Origin of the sequence: Mycolicibacter longobardus (genome assembly GCF_002102265.1) — a bacterium.
Taxonomy (GTDB): domain Bacteria; phylum Actinomycetota; class Actinomycetes; order Mycobacteriales; family Mycobacteriaceae; genus Mycobacterium; species Mycobacterium longobardum.
On record NZ_LQPG01000044.1, the window covers coordinates 1 to 20,057 of the forward strand.

The following is a 20,057-nucleotide window of genomic DNA, read 5'->3' on the forward strand; positions in this document are numbered from 1 at the left end:
GCGTTCAACACGACTCGTTGATCTCGACGCGTGAACCACGCTAGATCCGAAGTCCACCACTCAGCGGGACGCTATCCTTCGCGATGCTGGCCGGCCTGGCCACGCTCGCCTCGATCCTGCTCGGCTTCTACGCCGGCCCGGTGATCTGGCCCTGCCTCTGCCTGTCGGTGGGAACCTTCGCCTACGGGCTGGCACGATCCTGGCAGGCCAAAAAGGCGTGGTTCTCGCCCGACCCGGCGCAGCGATGACTGACCGACGTTGACTCTGCGCCCAGGGTGGGGTCTACTCGCACTTTCCCGCCGTACGCGCAGAGCCAACGTGGGACCTGTTCAGACCTGAGCGAAGCGACCGGCCCAGGGCAGCGCCTGCTCGAGCTGGGCTGCCAGCTTGAGCAACAGCGCCTCACCGGCAAGCGGCGCGACGAACTGGACACCGAGTGGCAGACCCTCTGCCGTCCAGTGCAGAGGCAGCGAGATCGCCGGGCGGCCGGTGATGTTCGCCAGCTGCGTGTAGGGCACCCAGCCAAGGTTCTTGTCCACCATGCCGTCGACGATCTTGGTGTGGCGCAACATGCTTGCGGTACGGGTCTTGATCAGCGCGTCGGCGGCGCGCTGCAGCACGACCGGTAGATCGAACTCGCCGATCCGCGGGGGCAGGGTTGCCAGGGTGGGCGTCAACAGCAGGTCGTAGGACTCGAAGAACGTGCTCAGCCGCCGGGTGTGTTCATGGCGCCGCTGCACCGCGTCCAGATAGTCGACACTGCTCGTCGAGCGGCCGAGCGCCGCCATGACGAGCGTGTCACGTTCGAAGGCGTCGTCGCCCGCGCAGGTCAGCCGTTTGGCCTCGGCGAGCTCCCATGCGCAGTAGACGAACCAGGTCAGCAGGAAGTCGCGGGCCAGCGCGGCGTCGTCGAAGGGCGCTTGGGGCAGTTCCTCCACATGGTGGCCGAGCTCGGTCAGCGCGGCGGCAGTCGCCTCGACGGCTGCGTACGCCTCACGATGTGGTGTCTGGTTGATCGCCGTGGGCACCCGCAGCCCGATCCGCAGCTGCCCGGGATCGGCCCCCACACATGAGGCGAACGGCTCACCGGGCAGGCCCGGCACGTACGGCCCGTAGGGTTCACCGCCGCTGAGGACATCCAGCATGGCCGCCGTGTCGCGCACCGTCCGCGAGACGACGCCTTGAACGGCCGCGCCGTGCATGGACTCCCCGACGGCAGGACCCGACGGCGTCAGCCCGCGGCCCGGTTTCAGCCCGACAAGTCCACAACTCGCCGCCGGGATACGAATCGATCCGCCGCCGTCGTTCGCACCGGCGCAGGGCACGATGCCCGCTGCCACCGCCGCGGCGGATCCCCCGGAACTGCCACCCGGCGACCTCGTCAGATCCCAGGGGTTGCGGGTCGGCCCCCATGCCTCCGGCTCGGTGATCGCCTTGGCGCCGAACTCGGGGGTGTTGGTCTTCCCGAAGATGACCAGGCCCGCGTCGATCCAGCGCTGTACCACGGTGGCGTGCTCAGGGGCGATCAGCGACATCTGCGCACGCGAACCGGCCGACGTGGGCAGACCCGCGTAGTCCTGCGCAAGATCCTTGATCAAGAACGGAACCCCGGCGAACGGGCCAGTCAGATCGTCTGACGGCGAAGCCGGAACGTCACGCACGATGGCGTTGATCTTCGGGTTCACCGCCGCGGCCCGCTCCCGGGCGGTGGCGAGCAGCTCAGCCGCCGAAACCTGCTTGTCAGCAACCAGTTTCGCCAAGGATGTGGCGTCGTGCGCGCGATACTCGTCGAAGTGCATCCCCCGAACCTATACGGCGGTTGGGGCTGCGCAGTGGTCTACCGCGACCGACTGGGAGTCAAAAAGTGCGCCCGAAGGGATTCGAACCCCCAACCTTCTGATCCGTAGTCAGATGCTCTATCCGTTGAGCTACGGGCGCCTCGTCTTCAGTTGTCGGTCGAGCAGGCTCGGCCGTGGCGGAGGCGAGAGGATTTGAACCTCCGGTCCCCCGTAAAGAGGACAACTCATTAGCAGTGAGTCCCATTCGGCCGCTCTGGCACGCCTCCTCGAACTCGTTGAGGGTACCGGATCGATCCCCCGCTGTTGAAACCGCCGGGTTCATGCGGCGGTCCCAGCGGCGACCGGCCCACATATGCTGAGGTCCGTGACCGTCCGACTGCGCCCGGAGATCGCCGCACTGCCGGCCTACGTCGAGGGTAAGACGGTCCCGGGATCGATCAAACTGGCCAGCAACGAGACGGTGTTTCCCCCGCTGCCCAGCGTCGCCAAGGCCGTCGAAGCGGCCCTGGCCACCACCAACCGGTACCCGGACAACGGCTACGCCGCGCTGCGGGCCCGGCTGGCCGAACATGTCGGATTCAGCCCGGACCACGTGGCGGCGGGTTGCGGGTCGGTGAGCCTGTGCCAGCAACTCATCCAGATCAGCACCGGAGTCGGCGACGAGGTGATGTTCGGCTGGCGCAGCTTCGAGATCTACCCGCTGCAGGTACGCACCGCCGGTGCCGTGCCGGTGCAGGTGCCGCTGCGCGCGCACACCTACGACCTGGACGCGATGCTGGCCGCGATCACCGACCGGACCCGGCTGATCTTCGTCTGCAACCCGAACAATCCCACCTCGACCGTCGTCGACCCCGACGCCCTGGCGCGGTTCGTGGCCGCGGTGCCGCCGCACATCCTGGTCGCCATCGACGAGGCGTACGTGGAGTACATCCGCGACGACATGGCACCCGACAGTCTGGGGCTGGCCCGAAAACACCCCAATGTGGTTGTGCTGCGGACCTTCTCGAAGGCCTACGGGCTGGCGGGCCTGCGCCTGGGCTACGCGGTCGGCGATCCGGAGATCATCACCGCGCTGGGCAAGGTCTACGTGCCGTTCACGGTGTCCAGCGTGGCGCAGGTCGCCGGGATCGCGTCGGTGGACGCCGCCGACGAACTGCTGGCCCGCACCGACGCGGTGGTCGCCGAGCGGATTCGCGTTTCGGCGGCGCTGCGTGGCGCCGGGTTCGACCTGCCGGATTCGCAGGCGAACTTCGTGTGGCTGCCGCTGGCCGGGCGCACCGCCGACTTCGTGTCCGCCGCCGCCGCGGCCCGCATCGTGGTCCGCCCCTACGGACAGGACGGCGTGCGGGTGACCATCGGCGCGCCGGAGGAGAACGACGCGCTGTTACGGTTCGCTGAGGCGTACCGCTGAGGAGGAACTCTATGCACGCGACCGCTACCGCCACCGTCGCCGCGCCCGCGTCCCGGGTGTGGGCGGTGCTCACCGACTTCGAGGGCATGTCCTCCTGGGCACCCGGCCTGCAGGTCACCGTGATCCGGCCCGGCGCACCCGAGCCCAACGGGGTGGGCGCGCAGCGCCGCATCAAGGCTGTGCCGGGGATGGCACCCCTGGTCGAAGAGGTCATCGCCTTCGAGCCCGACCACCGGATGAGCTACCGGGGCGTCTCCGGCATCCCGTTCCGCAATTACGTCGGCGAGGTGGCGCTGCGTCCAGCCGGAGCCGGCACCGAGATCAGCTACACCGTCAGCGCCGACAACCCACTGCCCGGGGTTGCCTCGGTGCTGGCCCACGGGCTGCTGTTCGCCCTCAAGCGCGCGGTCAAGAAGGCGGGGTAGCGACATGAGCGACGAAGCCGCCCGCAAGACGTTCAGCGAGCTCAAGGAGCGCACCGGGGAGATTCCCGACGCTGAGATCGATGAGTTCTGGGCGACGCTGCCGCCGGCCACCGTCGAGCAGATGATCGGCGACTGGCGCGGCGGGGAGTTCGTCACCGGCCACAAGATGAACGGCCAGCTGGAGAAGTCCCGCTGGTTCGGCAAGTCGTTCCGCTCGGTCACCGACGTGCAGCCACTGGTGTGCCTGGACGAGGACGGCAACAAGTTCTCCAACGTCAAACTCGGCAAGGGCGAGGCCAGCCTGTGGTCCGAGGAGTTCCGCGGCGAGGTGGTGGCCACCATGGTCTACGACGGACAGCCCGTCCACGACCACTTCAAGCGCGTCGACGACGACACCGTGCTGGGCATCATGAACGGCAAGGGCGTCTTGGATTTCCAGGACGGGGTGGGCAAGTACTTCTACTTCTACCTGGAGCGGGTCTGACCGCTCCGGGCTCGTTCATGCTCGGCGGCCGCCCGGTCGAGTAGCTCGATCAGGGCCGGATCGTCCGAGACACCCCGGCGGCGGCTCAGCAATGAGGCGCCGATGGTGACCGCGAGCACACCGACGATCACCAGCAGCGACACCCCGGTGCTGATCTCGGTGACGTCCACTGGCCGGCCGCCGTTGATGAACGGCACATTGTTCTCATGCAGGCCGTGCAGCATCAGCTTCACTCCGATGAACCCGAGGATCACGGCCAGACCGGTGGAGAGGTAGACCAGCCGGTCCAGCAGCCCGTCGACCAGGAAGTAGAGCTGCCGCAGACCCAGCAGCGAGAACGCGGTCGCGGTGAACACGATGTAGGTGTTCTGGGTGAGGCCCAGGATCGCCGGGATCGAGTCGAGCGCGAAGATCAGGTCGGTGCCGGCGATGGCCACCATGACCAGCAGCATCGGGGTCATCGCCCGGCGGCCGCCGACCACGGTGAACAGTTTGTCGCCCGCGTACTGGTCGGCGGTGCCACCGAACTTCTTCGCCAGGCGAATGACGACGTTGCCCGTTCTGCGGGTGTCTTCGGCGGCCTTCGACCGCAGCGTGCCGACGGCCGTCATCAGCAGAATCAGTCCCAGCAGGTAGAAGGCCCAGGTGAAGGCGTCGATCAGCGCCGCGCCCAGGAAGATGAATCCGGTGCGGGCGATCAGCGCGAAGGCGATCCCGAACAGCAGCACCTTCTGCTGATTCGCGTGGGGTACCCGGAAGCCGGCCATGATGACCAGGAAGACGAACAGGTTGTCGACCGACAGCGCCTTCTCGGTGGCATAGCCCGCGAAGTACTCCACGCCGGCATTCGCTCCGCCGAGGACGAACATGCCGACCCCGAAAAGCACCGCTATGCCGACGTAGCCGGCGGACCAGACCGCGGCTTCGGCCAGCGTCGGAACGTGTGCCTTGCGGACGTGAAAAACGAAGTCGAACGCGAGCAATCCGACGAGGCCGACGATCGTCAGCCCCCACACCCAACCGGCTACGTCCATGTGCCACCCAGGCTAGGCGGTTTTGACGACGCCGGCCTGGCCAGCAGGTTGCGCCGCTATGACCGTCCGGTGAATGCGATCAGGCGCTGCAGGGGCGACGCGGAGTCGGCCACCTCAACGGGATCGTCGAAGCCGGCCTGCACCCGGCCCGCCGGGGTGAGGGTCGCCTGCGCCAGGTCCAGCACGTATCCGGCCAGCGGTTCGCCCGCTTCCACGGTGCGGCCGGTGGCCGTCGCGTAGTCCCACGCGTGCACCAGGAACTCCAGCGCCAGAATGCCCGCGACCATGCTCGCCGGCAGCTCGTTGGGGCCGATGCCGACGGTGCCGTCCAGGCCGCGACTGTGCCAGGCGTCCAGCGCGGGCCGGGCGGCGGCGCGGACCTGCCCCACCAGCGAATCGGTGGTGTCGCGGGCGGGAAACTCCGCACCCGCCGCACCGCCGATGACGGTGATGGAGTGCAGCAGATGGTCGGTCAGCTGGGCGACATCGAACTCCGAGCACGGCGTCGGATTGGACAGTTGGTCGCCGCCGATACCGTCCAACACTTGCTTCAGCACCACCCAGGCGGCTTCAGCGGCCGCGAGTTGGTCGGCGGGTGGTGCGTCCGGACCGGGTCGCAGATCGGGAGACATAGCCCCACGCTACGGTCTGGATATGGCCGAGACCTATGAATCCGTCACCGTCGAAACCAAAGACCACGTCGCCCAGGTCACCCTGATCGGGCCGGGCAAGGGCAACGCGATGGGCCCGGCGTTCTGGTCGGAGCTGCCGGAGGTCTTCGCCGAGTTGGACGCCGACCGCGACGTGCGGGCGATCGTGCTGACCGGCTCCGGCAAGAACTTCAGCTACGGGCTGGATCTGGCCGCGATGGGCGGGACCATGACGCCGATGCTGGCCGAGGGGGCGCTCGCCCGCCCGCGGGCCGATTTCCACCGTGAGCTGCAGCGCATGCAGGGTGCGATCACCGCGGTCGCCGACTGCCGCACACCGACGATCGCGGCGATCCAGGGCTGGTGTATCGGCGGCGGGGTGGACCTGATCTCCGCGGTGGACATCCGCTACGCAGCCGCCGACGCCAAGTTCAGCGTGCGCGAGGTCAAGCTGGCCATCGTCGCCGACGTCGGCAGCCTGGCCCGGCTTCCGCTGATCCTGTCCGACGGCCACCTGCGCGAGCTGGCCCTGACCGGTAAGGACATCGACGCCGCGCGGGCGGAGAAGATCGGCCTGGTCAACGACGTCTATGCCGACGCCGAGGCCTGCCTGGCCGCCGCGCATGCCACCGCGACCGAGATCGCCGCCAACCCGCCGCTGACCGTGGCCGGCGTCAAAGACGTGCTCGACGAGCAGCGCACCGACCGGGTGGCGGCCAGCCTGCGCTACGTCGCGGCCTGGAACTCGGCGTTCTTGGCGTCCAAGGACCTGATGGAGGGTATCGGCGCCATCATGGGCAAACGTAAGCCCGAGTTCACCGGCGAGTGATGGCCTGGCTGCTGCTGTTCGGGGCGATCGGGTTCGAGGTCGCCGGAACGCTGTCGATGCGCGCCTCCGACGGCTTCAGCCGATGGCAGTGGACGATCCCGGTGGCCATCGGCTACCTGGTGTCGTTCACGTTGCTGGCGATGGTGCTCAAACGCGGCATTCCGGTCGGGGTGGCCTACGGGGTCTGGTCGGGGGTCGGGGTGGCGTTGACCGCGGCGCTGGCCCGCTTCCTGTTCAACGATCCGTTCACACCGGTGATGGCCGGTGGTGTGGTGCTGATAGGCGCCGGGGTCTATCTGATGGAGCTCGGGGCGCACGGGTGACCGACGACGTGCCCCACCGACAACCGAGCCTGGCCGACATTCTCGCCACCCTGGACGTCGACCGCGTCGACGATGAACACTTCGTGGCCACCCAACTCGACAACCCGATCCACCACATCGTCGGCGGCCACATCGCCGGCCAGGCGCTGATCGCGGCCAGCCGCACCGCGCCGGATCGCGTCCCGCACAGCGTGCACGTCTACTACCTGCGGGCCGGGGACGCCCGCCGCCCGGTGGACCTGCACGTGGAGGTGGCCCGCGACGGTGGCACGCTGTCGACGCGGCAGGTCACCGCGCGCCAGGACGGCCAGATCCTGCTGGAAGTGCTGTCGTCGTTCACCACCGCCGTCGACGCAGCCGAGTACCAACAGTCCATGCCGGCGGTTCCCGATCCGGAGTCGCTGCCGTCGTCGCAGCAGCAGCTCGCGGACTACGCCGACGAGCTGGGCGGCTACTGGGTGCAGCCCCACCCCTTCGATCTGCGCTACGTCGACCCACCACCACGGCTGGCCGTCGAGCTGCCCGACCCGTCGCCGCGGCTCCGGTTGTGGTGGAAGCCGTCCGGGCCGGTGCCGGCCGACGCCGCGATGCACAGCGCCCTGCTGACCTACCTGTCCGGCACCACCATGGTCGAGGCGGCGCTGGCCATGCGGCGGGCCACCCCGGCCAGCACTTTCAACGCGCTGATCGACCATGCGCTGTGGTTTCAGCGGCCCGTCGATCTCTCCGATTGGGTGCTGTCGGACCAGTTCTCGCCCAGCGGCGTCGCGGGGCGCGGCCTGTCTACGTCCACGATGTACAACCGGGCGGGGCAGCTGGTCTGCGTGGCGACCCAGGAACTGTATTTCGGCCGGGGCGGAGCACGGCGACGCTGAGGAAGCGCCCACGTAACCTGGCGGGCATGACCTCCGACGGCAAGATCCGTGTCCCCGCCGACCTCGACGCCGTCACCGCGATCGGCGACGAGGACCACTCCGGTATCGACCCGGCGGCCGTGGACCGGATCTGGCAGGCCGCGCGGCACTGGTATTCCGGTGGCCTGCACCCCGCCATCCAGTTGTGCCTGCGCCACAACGGCCGGGTGGTGCTCAACCGGGCGATCGGGCACGGCTGGGGTAACGGGCCCGAGGATCCGGACGACGCGGAACTGGTACCGGTGGGCGTCGACACCCCGTTCTGCGTGTACTCGACCGCCAAGGCCATCACCAGCACGGTGATGCACATGCTGGCCGAACGCGGCGCCTTCTCCCTGGATGATCGCGTCAGCGACTATCTGCCCGACTATGGCCGACACGGCAAGCACCGCACCACCATTCGTCATGTGATGACGCACAGCGCCGGGGTGCCGTTCGCGACCGGGCCCAAACCCGACCTCAACCGGGCCGACGACCCGGAGTACGCCCAAGCGCAGCTGGCCGACCTGCGGCTGGTGTATCCACCCGGGCTGATGCACATGTACCACGCCCTGACGTGGGGGCCGCTGACTCGCGAGATCGTGCGGGCGGCCACCGGCAGGGACATCCGGGAGGTGCTGGCGACCGAGATCCTCGATCCGTTGGGCTTCCGCTGGACCAATTACGGTGTTGCGCCGCAGGATATTCCGCTGGTGGCGCCCAGCCACGCCACCGGAAGGCAGCCGGCCGGCGCGGCGGTCGCGGTGTTCCGCAAGGCGATCGGCGGATCGGTCCACGAGATCATCCCGGTGACCAACAGCCCGTTCTTCCTGACCACGGTGGTGCCGTCGTCGAACACCATCTCCACCGCGTTCGAGCTGTCCCGGTTCGCCGAAATCTGGCGCGGCGAAGGCGAACTCGATGGGGTGCGGGTGCTGGCTCCGGAGACCCTGCGCGGCGCCGTGCGCCAGTGCCGGCGGCTGCGGCCCGATGTCGCCACGGGTCTGGCGCCGCTGCGTTGGGGCACCGGCTTCATGCTGGGGTCGACGCGGTTCGGGCCGTTCGGCCGCGGCGCGCCGGCCGCGTTCGGGCATCTGGGCCTGGTCAGCTGTGCCATCTGGACCGACCCCGAACGGAGGCTGTCCGCGGGGCTGATCTCCAGCGGCAAGCCCGGTCAGGATCCGGAGGCCAAGCGCTATCGCGCATTGATGGACCGGATTGCCGCGGAGATCCCCCGGGGGTGACCCCAGACTCAGATGCCGCAGCCGTCACCGCTCTCCACCATGTGGGGATGTGCCCGCCTATGAGCGACTCTGCACGTTATGTCAATCAGTTTGTGTGCGGGCCGACGCGATTGGGCGTGCAGGACAAGGCGGCCGACCTAGTGACCCAGATCAGTCAGTCCCTGGTCACGCAACAGACTCTTCAGCGCGTCGTGTTCACCGAAGATATAGGCCCTGGCGAGCAGGTCGTTGAACGTGTCTTGTTCATCGACGGGGATCGTGAGCAGCTTGCCCGTCCCGGAACCGATCAACGCAGCGTTGGCGACGAACAGCGCGGTGCGTTTGTTACCGTCCTCGAACGGCTGTGCCTTCGCCAGAACGACGAACAGCTCCAGTGCGACTTCGCATGGATCGTTTCCCTGTAGCGCAGCATCGAGGAACTGCTGTAGGACGTCCTCGGTGATTCCGTCGGGAGTGTGGAGGCCGTACCGGGTGGCGACGCCGATCCGCTGATCCGTGGTGCGGAATTGTCCGGGATGCAGTGCCCCGCTGCGGCTGATCGTCGCGTTGACGGCACGCACGAAATCCGCGTTGATCCGCTGCCCGCCACGGTCGATGATCAGCTGTGCGCAGTCACGCAAGTCTTCGAGCAGTGCGAGATCGGAACGCGAGGTGATCCCGTCGAGGCTCCCGGAGCGTAGAAAGTTCTCGGTGTCCAGGCGCCCAGCCGCCAGGCCGTTGAACACCTTCCCGGAGCTGTACACGACTCCGGCGAGGTCGGCGACAGTGATCGCGGCCACGGTCCACTCCTTCGTCAGTGCCATTACCGCCCGTGCTCGAGACTGGGCATACGCAGTCCGCCACTCGCACTTTCCTGCATAGCCGCCATCTCGCGGGTTCGGGCTCGCACACTGCGGTGGCGGAGGGATTTGAACCCCCGGACGGTTTTAGCCGTCTCTCGCTTTCAAGGCGAGTGCATTAGGCCGCTCTGCCACGCCACCGCGGGAGATCGTACCTCGGCGCCCAGGACTACTCGGCCCGTCACGGCTCACACGCACCTGATCTGATAGTCGTTCAGCCGCACATCGGTGGTGAGGAGATCAAGACTCTCGGCGATGGCCTGCGCCACCAGCATCCGGTCGAACGGGTCGCGGTGGTGCCAGGGCAACTCACGCAGCGCTTCGGCATGCGCTGTGGTGAAAGGCAACTCACGACCCTGCCTCACGCACCGCCTCGTCCAGTCCGGCCGGCGCCTGCAGCTTGCCGAGCGAAGCCTCGATGGCCACTTCCGCGGCGGTGACCGCGGAGACGAAGAGCTCGTTGTCGGGTTCGGCGATCACCGCACGATGCGCACCCGAGAGGTTCTTGTCGTCGGCCAACCACCAAAGCACGACATGAGTATCCAGCAGCCCCCTCATGCCCCATGCCAGTCGCGGTCGTCTGAGTCCGAGAAGCGGTCGAACTCCGCGGCGATCGTCACCTTGTCCTTCCATAAGCTGATCACGATCTCGGCGCCACCCTCCACCTGGGCGAGCAGCCGCGATAGGCGCGTCTTGGCGTCATAGACGTTGACGGTTTCAGCCCCCATGACGACAGGGCATCTGGTCTGGTCAGGTCTGGCCAGAAGTGTGCGGAATCGGGGAGACGCCGCCGGTAGTAGCGTGTCCGGCATGCGTGCCATCGTCGTTGAATCGCCCGAAACGCTGGCCTGGCGGGAGGTCCCCGATCTGCAACCCGCTCCCGGCGAGGTGCTGATCCGGGTCGCCGCGGCCGGGGTGAACCGCGCCGATCTGCTGCAGGCGGCGGGCCTGTACCCGCCCCCGCCCGGGGCCAGCGACACCCTCGGACTGGAGGTCTCCGGCGTTGTCGCCGCGGTGGGCGATGAGGTATCGGATTGGATTGTCGGACAACAGGTCTGCGCGTTGTTGGCCGGGGGCGGCTACGCCGAGTACGTCACGGTCCCGGCCCCGCAGGTCCTTCCGGTTCCCTACGGCGTGGATCTGGTCGATGCCGCCGGACTGCCGGAAGTGGCCTGCACCGTGTGGTCGAACCTGGTGCTGACGGCTGGCCTGTCGGAGGGGCAGTTGCTGCTGGTACACGGCGGTGCCAGCGGGGTGGGCAGCCACGCGATCCAGGTCGCGCGTCAGCTCGGGGCGTGGGTGGCCGTCACCGCCGGGTCGGCGGAGAAGCTGGCGACCTGCCGTGAGTTGGGCGCCGAGATCACCGTCAACTATCACGACGAGGACTTCGTCGCGCGGGTCCGCGAGGCCGGCGGCGCCGACGTGATCCTGGACATCATGGGTGCGGCCTACCTGGACCGCAACATCGACGCGCTGGCCAACGACGGGCGGCTGGTCATCATCGGGATGCAGGGCGGGGTCAAGGGTGAACTGAACCTGGGCAAGCTGATCGCCAAGCGCGCCCGGGTGATCGGCACCGCGGTGCGGGGCCGGCCGGTGGAGGGACCGAACGGCAAGGGCGCCATCGTCACCGCGGTCGCCACCGAGGTCTGGCCGATGGTGGGCGACGGCCGGATCAAACCGGTGATCGGCGCGCGGCTACCCATCGAGCAGGCCGGCGAGGGCCACCGCCTGCTGGCGTCCGGACAGGTCACCGGCAAGGTTGTACTGACGGTCTGACGCCGAGGTCCCGATCGGCAATTCGACGCTGACGCTCGAAAGTCGACGTAGCATTATTCGCGAATCGATTGCCGACGGCGTCGCCGTCAGCGGACTCCCAGGAGGCACTTCTTATGTATATCGAAACCGCGTCCGCTACAACGGATTCGGGTGCGCTATGAGTACGCGTATGCCGCGGCAACTAATTAGCCTGAGCGACGAGATCGACGCCGTCCCAGCAACGCCGCTGCCCATACTCGACGAGCCCTACAGCATTCGTTTCGCAGACCCCGAGGGCGATGCCGAGATGATCTCCGAATGGATGAACCGGCCGCACCTGGCCGCAACCTGGGGTTACGATTACCCGCCCGACCAATGGCGCCGCCACCTGGAGGTCCAATTCGAGGGCACCTACTCGCGTCCCTACATCTACAACCTCAATGGCGAGCCCCTCGGATACATGGAGTTGTTCCGGGTGGCAAAGGATGACCTCGCTACCGTGTACGACGCCCTGCCCTACGACGTGGGCTTGCACGGCGCCATGGCCGACGCCAACATGGTCGAGAAGGGACACGGGAAGAACATCTTCGGCCCCTTGGTCCGTAGCATTTTCGAGGCTGAACCGGAGTGTCGGCGGGTCATCGGAGATGCCAATGCGGGCGCGGGCTCGTACGGGCGCCGGTTCTGGGAGCGCCGCGGCGGAGTGTTCCTCGGGGAGCACTACATGGCGAAGTGGGATCAGAACATCGTGCTGTTCGCCTGGCCGAGAACGCCTGCGGACATTCCGGCCCAACGCGGTACGCAGTAACCCTGCAGCAAGGGCGGTGACGGATCACTATCCGTCACCGCCCTTGCTGTTGGTGCCATCATCTGGCCCAGACGTACAAATCCCCGGTTCCGACTGTTGGTGCCGGAACCGGGGATTCGCACGTTCGAGGCGACCCGGACTAGCAGGCCATCACGGTGCGCCCACGCCGCCGGCGCCGCCGACGCCGCCCTTGCCGCCGGTGGTGGTGCTGCTCAGTGGGCCGCCGGGGGTGCCGGCCTGACCTGCCGAACCGGTGACGCCGTCACCATTCGTGCCGCCGTCACCACCCTTGCCACCGTTGCCGCCGGCACCGGACCAGTTGGACTTGCTGCTCCTGGCAGTACCCTGAGTGCCAGCACCACCCTTACCGCCCATGCCACCCGAGCCGCCCTGGGCGTTGGTGCCGTCGGTGTTCAGGCCGCCCTGGCCGCCGGTTCCACCAGTTCCACCGTTGCCACCGTGGCCGCCGCTACCGCCACCACCGGTGCCCTGACCGACGAGGCCGTTGTAGGGGTTGCCGCCCTTGCCGCCGTTACCACCGACACCGGCGGCACCGCCGTTACCACCCTTGCCGGCTTCACCGCCGGAGCCGTGCGAACCGGACTTGCCGTCGCCCAGTGCGACACCACCGGCGCCGCCCTGACCGGCGTTGCCGCCGACGCCACCGTCACCGCCCTGGCCGCCGTCACCGCCGGTGCCGCCGGCGCGACCGGGCAGGCCGAGGCTGCCGTTACCGCCGTTACCGCCGACACCGCCGTTGCCGCCGGTACCACCGGTACCACCGATCCCGCCGTTGCCACCGAGGCCGCCCTGGCCGCCGTCACCGGTGACCGTGCCACCGGCACCACCGACACCACCGGTGCCACCCGCGCCACCGGCAAACCCGGTGGCACCCTTGGCGCCGTTACCGCCGACCCCACCACCCATGACCTGGCCCTGCGGGTCCTTGGGCGCATTCACGCCCGCTCCACCGTTCGCAGCAACGGAGGTGTTGGCCCCGGCGGTACCGCCGTGACCGGCGTTACCGCCCGTGCCACCGGTGCCGTGCTGGCCGGCCGAGCCGCCGTTACCGCCGTTGCCGCCGGCCGCGCCTGCGCCGGCCGCGGCGTTGGTCCCCGAGGTGCCGTTGGCGCCGTTGCCGCCATTGCCACCGAGGCCGCCGTTGCCGAACTCTCCGGTGGCGTTGCCGCCGACACCGCCGTGGCCGCCGGCCTGCGCCAAGCCGCCCACGGTCGTGCCGTTGCCGCCGTTACCGCCGGTACCACCTTGGGCGACTGCGCCGCCGGCGCCGTCGGCGCCGCTGTCGGCCTCGGTGACGCCGTCGCCACCGAGACCACCGGCACCGGCCGCACCGCCCGCACCGGCGATGCTGCTGCTGTTGCCGCCCTTGCCGCCGGTTCCCGCGATGGCGTTGGTTCCGCCGCCTGCGCCGTTACCACCGGTGCCGCCCACGCCGGCGTTGCCGCCAGCGCCGCCGTCGCCGCCCAGGCCGCCGTTACCGTCGGCACCGTTGTTTCCGACGTTCGCGACACCGCCGCCACCGCCCTGGCCACCGGCACCACCCGCACCACCGGCCCCGGCCACGCCGGTGGCCTCGCCACCGTCGCCGCCGTTGGCGCCGCTACCGGCCGTGGCGTGGTTTCCTGCGGCGCCGTTGGCGGCATGGCCGCCCAGGCCGCCGTTACCGCCGATACCGCCATGGCCACCGGCGCCGCCGTCGCCGCCGTTGGTGCCACCGGCACCGCCCACGCCGCCGTTACCGCCGGCCGCGCCGGCCGTGCCGTCGGTGCCGTCAGTGCCGACCGTGGTTCCGGCCAGGCCGTCAGCCCCAGCCCCGCCGTCGCCGCCGTTACCGCCCTGGCCGAACGTGCCCGCCGCGCCACCGGAACCGCCGTGACCGCCGGTCTGGCTCACGTTGCCCACGATCTCACCGGCGCCACCGGCGCCGCCGTCACCGCCGTTACCGCCGAGCACGGCGCCGTCCAGACCGTTGTCGGCCGCAGTGCCGTCACCGCCGGTACCGCCCGTGCCGCCCTGGCCGGCCGTACCGGCGATACCACCGGCACCACCGTTGCCGCCGTTGCCGGCGAAGTCGTTGGCACCGCCACCGGCACCGGCACCGCCGTTGCCGCCGTTGGCGCCGGCGCCGGTGTTACCACCCGCGCCACCCTGGCCACCGGCACCGGCCGCACCCTCGCTGCCGTTGGTTGCGGCACCGCCGGCGCCGCCGTTGCCGCCGCTGCCACCGGCCCCACCGTTGCCGTTGGTGCTGGTGGCGTCGCCGCCGTCGCCGCCGTTGTCGCCGCTGCCGCCCGCTGCATTGGTGCCCGTGGCGCCGTTGTCGCCGGAACCGCCGTTACCACCGGCTCCACCGACTCCACCGAGGCCACCGGCGCCGCCGTTGCCCGACGTGGTGCCACCGAGACCACCCTGGCCACCGCTACCACCGTTACCGCCGGCCGTGCCGTGGGTGCCGTTGCCGGAGCCGTCGGTGATGCCGTCGATGCCGATCGAGCCGGCGCCTCCGTTGCCACCCGCGCCACCGGTACCGATCGCGCCCGCGTTGCCGCCCTTACCGCCCGCGCCACCGTCCTGCGCGGAGTTGTCCGGCAAGGTCAGGCCCTGGCCACCGTTACCACCGGCGCCGCCGTCACCGCCGCCACCGTTGGTGCCGTCCTGGCCGGACGCGGCCTGGCCGCCCACACCGGTGCCGCCGGCACCGCCGACACCACCGAGATCACGGTTACCGCCGTCGCCACCGTTACCACCGGTGCCCGCCACCGCGCTCACGCCGCCATCGCCGCCGTGGCCACCCGCGCCACCGTTACCGGCGGTACCGCCGTTGCCACCCGCACCGCCGACGCCACCGGCGCCGTTGCTGGCATCGCCGCCGAGACCACCGGCGCCACCGGCAGCCGCGTCGCCGCCCAGGCCACCGTTTCCACCGGTGCTGCCCGCGACACCCACGACGCCGTCGCCACCGTTGCCACCGCTACCGCCGGTGCCACCGGCACCACCGGCGCCTGCGGCACCCGACGTGGTACCACCGGCACCACCGTTGCCGCCGTAGCCACCGACGCCACCGTTACCACCGGTGGTGCCGTTGCCGTCAATGTCGGTGACGCCGGCCACACCGCTACCGCCGTTACCGCCCGCGCCGCCGACGCCGCCGGTACCGATCGCGCCCGCCGCACCACCGTGACCGCCGTAGCCGCCGGCCTGGCCGGTGACCCCGTCGGCCAGCAGCCCACCGTGACCGCCGTTACCGCCGGCACCACCGTTGCCGCCGCCGCCGTCGCCGCCGGCCGCACCGTCGGCCCGGTAGGTGACACCGTCGCCGTTCAGGCCGCCCTGGCCGCCGGCCCCGCCGGTGCCGCGGTCGCCACCGACACCACCATTGCCACCGTGCCCGGCGGTGTCGTTCGCACCGCCGCCGGCACCGTGACCACCGCGGCCACCGTCGCCCGCGGCCCCGGCCTCGCCACCGTTGCCGCCCAGACCACCGGAGCCGTTGAGGCCCGCGGTGCCGTTGGTCGCACTACCGCCCTTACCACCGGCGCCACCGGTACCGCCGGTACCACCGGCACCGCCGTTACCACCGTTGGTGCCGTCGCCACCGTTGCCGCCGCTGTTTGCCGCAGCATCGGCGCCCGCGATACCCACGATGCCAGCGCCGCCGGTTCCACCGTTACCGCCGGCACCGCCGACGCCGCCCAGACCGCCGTTGCCGGAGATCGAGCCGCCCTTGCCGCCGTTGCCCGCAGCACCACCGGCCGCACCGTTTCCGCCGGCTCCGCCGTTGGCGGTCGCCGTCGATCCGGTTGCGCCATGCGCGCCAGCTCCACCGTTGCCACCGGCGCCACCGCTACCGACAGATCCAGCGTCACCGCCGTGACCGCCGGCGCCACCGGCCTGGGCGGTGCCGTCACCGAGGAGCACACCCGTGCCGCCCTTACCGCCCGCGCCGCCGTTGCCGCCCACCGCCGATGTACCGGCAGCCCCGTTGGCCGCCTGAGCGGTGTTTCCGGCGTTCCAGCCGCCGTCGCCCGCGGTGCCCGCGGCGCCGCGCTCACCACCGTTGCCGCCATGGCCGCCCGAGCCCGCGACGGCGTTCGCGCCGCCACCGGTGCCGTCGGAGCCGCGGCCGCCGTTGCCGGCGTTACCTGCGTTCCCCGCGTCGCCACCGACTCCACCGGACCCGTCTGCACCGACGTTGCCGTTGGTGGCAGTACCACCATTGCCGCCGATGCCACCGGTACCACCGTTGCCGCCGATGCCGCCGTTGCCGCCGTGACCGCCGTCGGCGCCGGATGCGCCGGTGCCGGAAGTGACCACGGCGCCGTCGGCACCATTGGCACCGTGGCCGGCGTTACCGCCGGCTCCACCGGCGCCACCCTGGCCGCCCGCACCGCCGTCGCCGGCGTCCGTGCCGCCCGCGCCACCGAGGCCGCCGGCGCCACCGGCGCCACCGTGGGTGCCGTTGGTGCCGTGACCGTCGATGTCGGTGATCCCGGCCTCACCGGCCGCGCCCGCACCGCCGGCGCCGCCGGCGCCGCCATTGCCGGTCAATGCGGCGCTACCGCCGTTGCCGCCCGCACCGCCGCCCTGGCCGATGTCGGAGACGCCGATCACGCCCACGCCCGCGCCGCCGTTTCCGCCAGCACCGCCATCGCTGCCGAGACCGGCCGCGCCGCCGTTGCCGTTCGCGCCGTCGCCGTCCGTGCCGGCGCCGCCGATACCCGCGTTGCCCGCCGCAGCGCCCTCGGCGCCGTCGCCGCCCGCGCCACCCGCGCCCGCGTTGGCTGCGCCGCCACCGCCGAGGCCCGTACCACCGGCGCCACCGGCACCGCCGGCGCCACCGTCGCCGGCGTCACCACCGACACCACCGACGCCGGCGCTGGCGCCACCACCGATGCCACCGTTGCCGCCCGCGCCGCCGTTCGCGGCGTTGCCGCCGTTTCCGCCCGCGGTGTCTGCGACCGTGGCGTCCGCGCCGGCACCACCGGAACCGCCCTTACCGCCGGCTCCACCGTTACCGCCGGCTCCACCGTTACCGGAAGTGGTGCCACCGAGGCCACCGGTACCACCGTCGCCGCCGACGCCGCCGACATAGCCGTTGGTGCCGTTGCCGTCAATGTCGGTGATGCCGTCCACGGTCGCGCCGACGCCGCCGGCACCACCGGCACCGCCGTTGCCGACCGATGCCGCGTTGCCACCGGTTCCGCCGTTACCGCCGCCCTGGCCGATATCGAAGCCGGTGATCAGGCCCTCACCGGCGCCACCCTGGCCGCCAGTACCGCCATCGCTGGCGATTCCGTCCTGTCCGTTGGCGCCGTTGGCGCCGTTGGTGGTGCCGGTTCCGCCGGTTCCAGCGTCGCCCGCCACGCCTGCTTCGGCACCGTCGCCGCCGTTGCCGCCGTTACCGGCGACCGCGCCGCCGCCACCACCGAGACCCTTGCCGCCGACGCCGGCGACACCGCCGTTGCCGCCCCAGCCGGAGGTGCCGCCCGTGCCGCCGGCACCGTTGGTCGCCGAACCGCCCTGGCCACCGTTACCACCGTTACCGCCGGCACCGGCGTTGCCGCCGTGGCCGCCGTCGGTGTCGGCGACGGTGGCGTCCGCGCCGGCTCCACCCGCGCCGCCCTGTCCACCGATACCGCCGAAGCCGCCGTGGCCACCGTCACCGGAGATGGTGCCACCGGCACCACCGTTGCCGCCGACGCCGCCGACGCCGCCGACGGCACCATGGGTGCCGTTGCCGTCGATGTCGGTGATGCCATCCACCGTCGCACCGGTGCCACCGGTGCCACCAGTGCCGCCGTTTCCGACCGCGCCGGCGTTACCGCCATTGCCACCCGCGCCGCCGCCCTGGCCGATGTCGAACCCGGTGATCAAGCCGAAGCCGTCGCCACCGCGGCCGCCATCGGCGCCGTCGGTGTTGGTGCCGTCCGTGCCGTCGGCGCCAGCGGCGCCACCGGTGACACCGAGCCCGCCGACCCCTGCCTTACCGGCCGCGCCACCCACGGCGCCGTCGCCGCCGTCGCCGCCGTTGCCGGCGTTGGCGCCGCCGCCGCCACCACCACCCTGGCCGCCAATCGCCGCGGTGCCGGCATCGCCACCGTTGCCTGCCGCGCCGCCGGCGCCGCCGGTCCCGGTGGCCGCTACACCACCAGTGCCGCCGTTGCCGCCCGCGCCACCGGCACCGGCACCGCCGCCGTTGCCACCCCGGAAGTCAAGGAAGGGCGCATCGTCCGCCGCACCACCGTTACCACCGGCACCGCCGTGCCCACCGGCGCCACCGTCGCCGCCGTTGCCGGAGTTCGCGCCACCGGCGCCACCGGTACCACCGTGACCGCCGGCCGCACCCGCTCCACCGGTGGTGCCGTCAATGCCGACGGTTTCGCCGTCGACGCCCGCCGCGCCGCTACCGCCGTCACCACCGACACCGCCGTCACCGTCGTTACCGGCCGCGCCGCCGTTACCGCCCGTGCCACCGGCCTGGGCGACGATGCCACCGAGCAGCTCACCGTCGCCGCCCTTACCGCCCGCGCCGCCGTTACCACCGGTGGCGTCCGCGCCGGCAGCACCGCTGTCGGCCTGGCTGGTGTTGTCGGCGTTCCAGCCGCCGGCACCGCCGGCGCCGGCCGTGCCGCGGTTACCGCCCTGGCCGCCCTGACCACCGGAACCGGCGGTGGCGTTGTTGCCGCCACCCGCGCCGTCGCCACCGTTGCCGCCGTTACCGCCATTGCCGGCCGCGCCGCCGAGACCGCCGGCACCGCCGTCGCCCTGGACGCCCGCGTCACCGGCGGTGGCGGTGCCGCCGGCACCACCCTGGCCACCGACACCACCCGCGCCACCGTTACCACCGCTACCGGCGTCGACACCGTCAGTACCGGTCCCGCCGCTGCCGGCCGCCGCGTCGATGCCGTCTTCGCCGTCGAAGCCGTGGCCACCCGCGCCACCGGTGCCGCCGACGCCGCCGACGCCACCGTTACCGCCATCACCGGAGGTGGTGCCACCCGCGCCACCGGTACCACCGGCGCCACCCGCGCCACCGACGCCACCGTTGGTGCCGTCACCACTGACATCGGTGGTGCCACCGATCCCGGTTGCGCCCTGGCCGCCGGCGCCACCGTTACCGCCGTTACCGACCGTGCCGGCGTCACCACCATCACCACCGACGCCGCCGGCCTGCACGGTGCCATCACCCAGCACCTCGCCGGCGCCACCGACACCGCCGTTACCACCATTGCCACCGGTGCCATCAGCACCCGCGTCACCCGAAGCGGCCTGCGAACCTCCGCCACTGACGCCACCAGCACCACCAGCGCCGCCAGTCCCGCCCGAGCCGAAGGCGCTACCGCCCTTACCGCCGGCACCGGCCGCAGCCCCCGTGCCACCACCGGCACCAGCACCACCATTGCCGCCATTGCCCGCAGCACCGCCGGCACCACCATCACCGCCGACACCGGCGTCACCATGCAGACCGGCGAGGCCCTGCGCCGAGGCGCCACCCACGCCACCGTTGCCGCCGACGCCACCATCACCACCAACACCACC

General features: G+C 71.0%; 18 protein-coding genes and 3 tRNA genes. 10 read left to right on the forward strand and 11 right to left on the reverse strand.

Annotated features, from left to right (window positions below):
- Window positions 1-83: 83 nt before the first annotated feature.
- Window positions 84-248: a hypothetical protein gene (locus tag AWC16_RS24545; RefSeq protein ID WP_165759278.1), complete on the forward strand. Its 165-nt coding sequence runs from the start codon at window positions 84-86 to the stop codon at window positions 246-248.
- 81 nt (window positions 249-329) lie between these two features.
- Here the strand turns inward: AWC16_RS24545 and AWC16_RS20270 are convergent, their stop codons facing one another.
- The 3 genes from AWC16_RS20270 to AWC16_RS20280 all read right to left on the reverse strand — a co-directional run bounded on the left by AWC16_RS20270 (window position 330) and on the right by AWC16_RS20280 (window position 2,065).
- On the reverse strand, window positions 330-1,799 hold the full coding sequence (locus AWC16_RS20270; protein WP_085266526.1) for an amidase: 1,470 nt from the start codon (window positions 1,797-1,799) through the stop codon (window positions 330-332).
- Window positions 1,800-1,865: 66 nt separating this feature from the next.
- A tRNA-Arg gene (locus tag AWC16_RS20275) sits at window positions 1,866-1,938 on the reverse strand.
- Window positions 1,939-1,973: 35 nt separating this feature from the next.
- Window positions 1,974-2,065, reverse strand: a tRNA-Ser gene (locus AWC16_RS20280).
- Between the two features lie 98 nt (window positions 2,066-2,163).
- Here AWC16_RS20280 and AWC16_RS20285 point away from each other — a divergent pair.
- The 3 genes from AWC16_RS20285 to AWC16_RS20295 are packed head-to-tail and all read left to right on the forward strand — an operon-like array spanning window position 2,164 to window position 4,119.
- Window positions 2,164-3,210 (forward strand): pyridoxal phosphate-dependent aminotransferase, encoded by a 1,047-nt coding sequence (locus tag AWC16_RS20285; protein WP_085266538.1) that lies wholly within the window; start codon window positions 2,164-2,166, stop codon window positions 3,208-3,210.
- Between the two features lie 11 nt (window positions 3,211-3,221).
- Window positions 3,222-3,635 (forward strand): SRPBCC family protein, encoded by a 414-nt coding sequence (locus tag AWC16_RS20290; RefSeq protein WP_085266527.1) that lies wholly within the window; start codon window positions 3,222-3,224, stop codon window positions 3,633-3,635.
- A gap of 4 nt (window positions 3,636-3,639) precedes the next feature.
- A complete protein-coding gene (locus tag AWC16_RS20295) occupies window positions 3,640-4,119 on the forward strand; it encodes a DUF4334 domain-containing protein (RefSeq protein WP_085266528.1) in 480 nt (159 codons plus the stop codon).
- Here AWC16_RS20295 and AWC16_RS20300 read toward each other — a convergent pair.
- Together AWC16_RS20300 and AWC16_RS20305 are read right to left on the reverse strand one after the other, a co-directional pair.
- Window positions 4,101-5,153: a TerC/Alx family metal homeostasis membrane protein gene (locus AWC16_RS20300; protein WP_085266529.1), complete on the reverse strand. Its 1,053-nt coding sequence runs from the start codon at window positions 5,151-5,153 to the stop codon at window positions 4,101-4,103. The genes AWC16_RS20295 and AWC16_RS20300 overlap by 19 nt on opposite strands.
- A gap of 56 nt (window positions 5,154-5,209) precedes the next feature.
- Window positions 5,210-5,785: a TIGR03086 family metal-binding protein gene (locus AWC16_RS20305; protein ID WP_085266530.1), complete on the reverse strand. Its 576-nt coding sequence runs from the start codon at window positions 5,783-5,785 to the stop codon at window positions 5,210-5,212.
- Between the two features lie 22 nt (window positions 5,786-5,807).
- Between AWC16_RS20305 and AWC16_RS20310 the strand changes: the two genes are divergently transcribed.
- The 4 genes from AWC16_RS20310 to lipE are packed head-to-tail and all read left to right on the forward strand — an operon-like array spanning window position 5,808 to window position 9,092.
- Complete coding sequence (locus AWC16_RS20310) at window positions 5,808-6,632, forward strand: crotonase/enoyl-CoA hydratase family protein (RefSeq protein ID WP_085266531.1); 825 nt, start codon at window positions 5,808-5,810, stop codon at window positions 6,630-6,632.
- Window positions 6,632-6,955, forward strand: a complete 324-nt coding sequence (locus AWC16_RS20315) for a DMT family transporter (RefSeq protein WP_085266532.1) — start codon at window positions 6,632-6,634, stop codon at window positions 6,953-6,955. The genes AWC16_RS20310 and AWC16_RS20315 overlap by 1 nt, the downstream gene beginning before the upstream one ends.
- Window positions 6,952-7,830 (forward strand): acyl-CoA thioesterase, encoded by an 879-nt coding sequence (locus AWC16_RS20320; protein WP_234812363.1) that lies wholly within the window; start codon window positions 6,952-6,954, stop codon window positions 7,828-7,830. Before AWC16_RS20315 ends, AWC16_RS20320 begins: the two co-directional genes overlap by 4 nt.
- 26 nt (window positions 7,831-7,856) lie before the next feature.
- Window positions 7,857-9,092, forward strand: a complete 1,236-nt coding sequence (lipE, locus tag AWC16_RS20325; RefSeq protein WP_085266533.1) for a lipase LipE — start codon at window positions 7,857-7,859, stop codon at window positions 9,090-9,092.
- A 137-nt stretch (window positions 9,093-9,229) separates the two neighbouring features.
- On the opposite strand, the gene AWC16_RS20330 is transcribed toward lipE, so the two are convergent.
- The 5 genes from AWC16_RS20330 to AWC16_RS20345 form a co-directional block, all read right to left on the reverse strand.
- Window positions 9,230-9,871, reverse strand: coding sequence for a Fic family protein (locus tag AWC16_RS20330; protein WP_234812364.1), 642 nt, complete (start codon window positions 9,869-9,871; stop codon window positions 9,230-9,232).
- 114 nt (window positions 9,872-9,985) lie between these two features.
- Window positions 9,986-10,072 (reverse strand) — tRNA-Ser (locus tag AWC16_RS20335).
- Between the two features lie 47 nt (window positions 10,073-10,119).
- The gene (locus tag AWC16_RS25690) at window positions 10,120-10,278 is read right to left on the reverse strand and encodes a PIN domain-containing protein (RefSeq protein WP_207572367.1); all 159 of its coding nucleotides are present in this window, start codon (window positions 10,276-10,278) and stop codon (window positions 10,120-10,122) included.
- 1 nt (window position 10,279) lies between these two features.
- The gene (locus AWC16_RS25695) at window positions 10,280-10,462 is read right to left on the reverse strand and encodes a PIN domain-containing protein (RefSeq protein ID WP_207572368.1); all 183 of its coding nucleotides are present in this window, start codon (window positions 10,460-10,462) and stop codon (window positions 10,280-10,282) included.
- A 23-nt stretch (window positions 10,463-10,485) separates the two neighbouring features.
- Window positions 10,486-10,659 carry a type II toxin-antitoxin system Phd/YefM family antitoxin gene (locus tag AWC16_RS20345; protein ID WP_085266535.1) on the reverse strand — a complete coding sequence of 58 codons (174 nt, stop codon included), beginning with the start codon at window positions 10,657-10,659 and terminating at the stop codon, window positions 10,486-10,488.
- An 82-nt stretch (window positions 10,660-10,741) separates the two neighbouring features.
- Between AWC16_RS20345 and AWC16_RS20350 the strand changes: the two genes are divergently transcribed.
- Window positions 10,742-11,710: an NAD(P)H-quinone oxidoreductase gene (locus AWC16_RS20350; protein ID WP_085266536.1), complete on the forward strand. Its 969-nt coding sequence runs from the start codon at window positions 10,742-10,744 to the stop codon at window positions 11,708-11,710.
- Between the two features lie 169 nt (window positions 11,711-11,879).
- The gene (locus AWC16_RS20355) at window positions 11,880-12,497 is read left to right on the forward strand and encodes a GNAT family N-acetyltransferase (RefSeq protein ID WP_085266540.1); all 618 of its coding nucleotides are present in this window, start codon (window positions 11,880-11,882) and stop codon (window positions 12,495-12,497) included.
- A gap of 150 nt (window positions 12,498-12,647) precedes the next feature.
- Here the strand turns inward: AWC16_RS20355 and AWC16_RS25700 are convergent, their stop codons facing one another.
- Window positions 12,648-20,015: a PE family protein gene (locus AWC16_RS25700; RefSeq protein WP_207572369.1), complete on the reverse strand. Its 7,368-nt coding sequence runs from the start codon at window positions 20,013-20,015 to the stop codon at window positions 12,648-12,650.
- Window positions 20,016-20,057: the final 42 nt, after the last annotated feature.

What these genes read in the sequence shown, in the direction of transcription:
- AWC16_RS20355 (WP_085266540.1), top strand. Translation starts at nt 11,880, where the DNA reads ATGCCGCGGCAACTAATTAGCCTGAGCGACGAGATCGACGCCGTCCCA.
- AWC16_RS20345 (WP_085266535.1), bottom strand. Translation starts at nt 10,659, where the DNA reads ATGGGGGCTGAAACCGTCAACGTCTATGACGCCAAGACGCGCCTATCG.
- AWC16_RS20295 (WP_085266528.1), top strand. Translation starts at nt 3,640, where the DNA reads ATGAGCGACGAAGCCGCCCGCAAGACGTTCAGCGAGCTCAAGGAGCGC.
- AWC16_RS20305 (WP_085266530.1), bottom strand. Translation starts at nt 5,785, where the DNA reads ATGTCTCCCGATCTGCGACCCGGTCCGGACGCACCACCCGCCGACCAA.
- AWC16_RS20270 (WP_085266526.1), bottom strand. Translation starts at nt 1,799, where the DNA reads ATGCACTTCGACGAGTATCGCGCGCACGACGCCACATCCTTGGCGAAA.
- AWC16_RS20350 (WP_085266536.1), top strand. Translation starts at nt 10,742, where the DNA reads ATGCGTGCCATCGTCGTTGAATCGCCCGAAACGCTGGCCTGGCGGGAG.
- AWC16_RS20315 (WP_085266532.1), top strand. Translation starts at nt 6,632, where the DNA reads ATGGCCTGGCTGCTGCTGTTCGGGGCGATCGGGTTCGAGGTCGCCGGA.
- AWC16_RS24545 (WP_165759278.1), top strand. Translation starts at nt 84, where the DNA reads ATGCTGGCCGGCCTGGCCACGCTCGCCTCGATCCTGCTCGGCTTCTAC.
- lipE (WP_085266533.1), top strand. Translation starts at nt 7,857, where the DNA reads ATGACCTCCGACGGCAAGATCCGTGTCCCCGCCGACCTCGACGCCGTC.
- AWC16_RS20300 (WP_085266529.1), bottom strand. Translation starts at nt 5,153, where the DNA reads ATGGACGTAGCCGGTTGGGTGTGGGGGCTGACGATCGTCGGCCTCGTC.
- AWC16_RS20290 (WP_085266527.1), top strand. Translation starts at nt 3,222, where the DNA reads ATGCACGCGACCGCTACCGCCACCGTCGCCGCGCCCGCGTCCCGGGTG.
- AWC16_RS20310 (WP_085266531.1), top strand. Translation starts at nt 5,808, where the DNA reads ATGGCCGAGACCTATGAATCCGTCACCGTCGAAACCAAAGACCACGTC.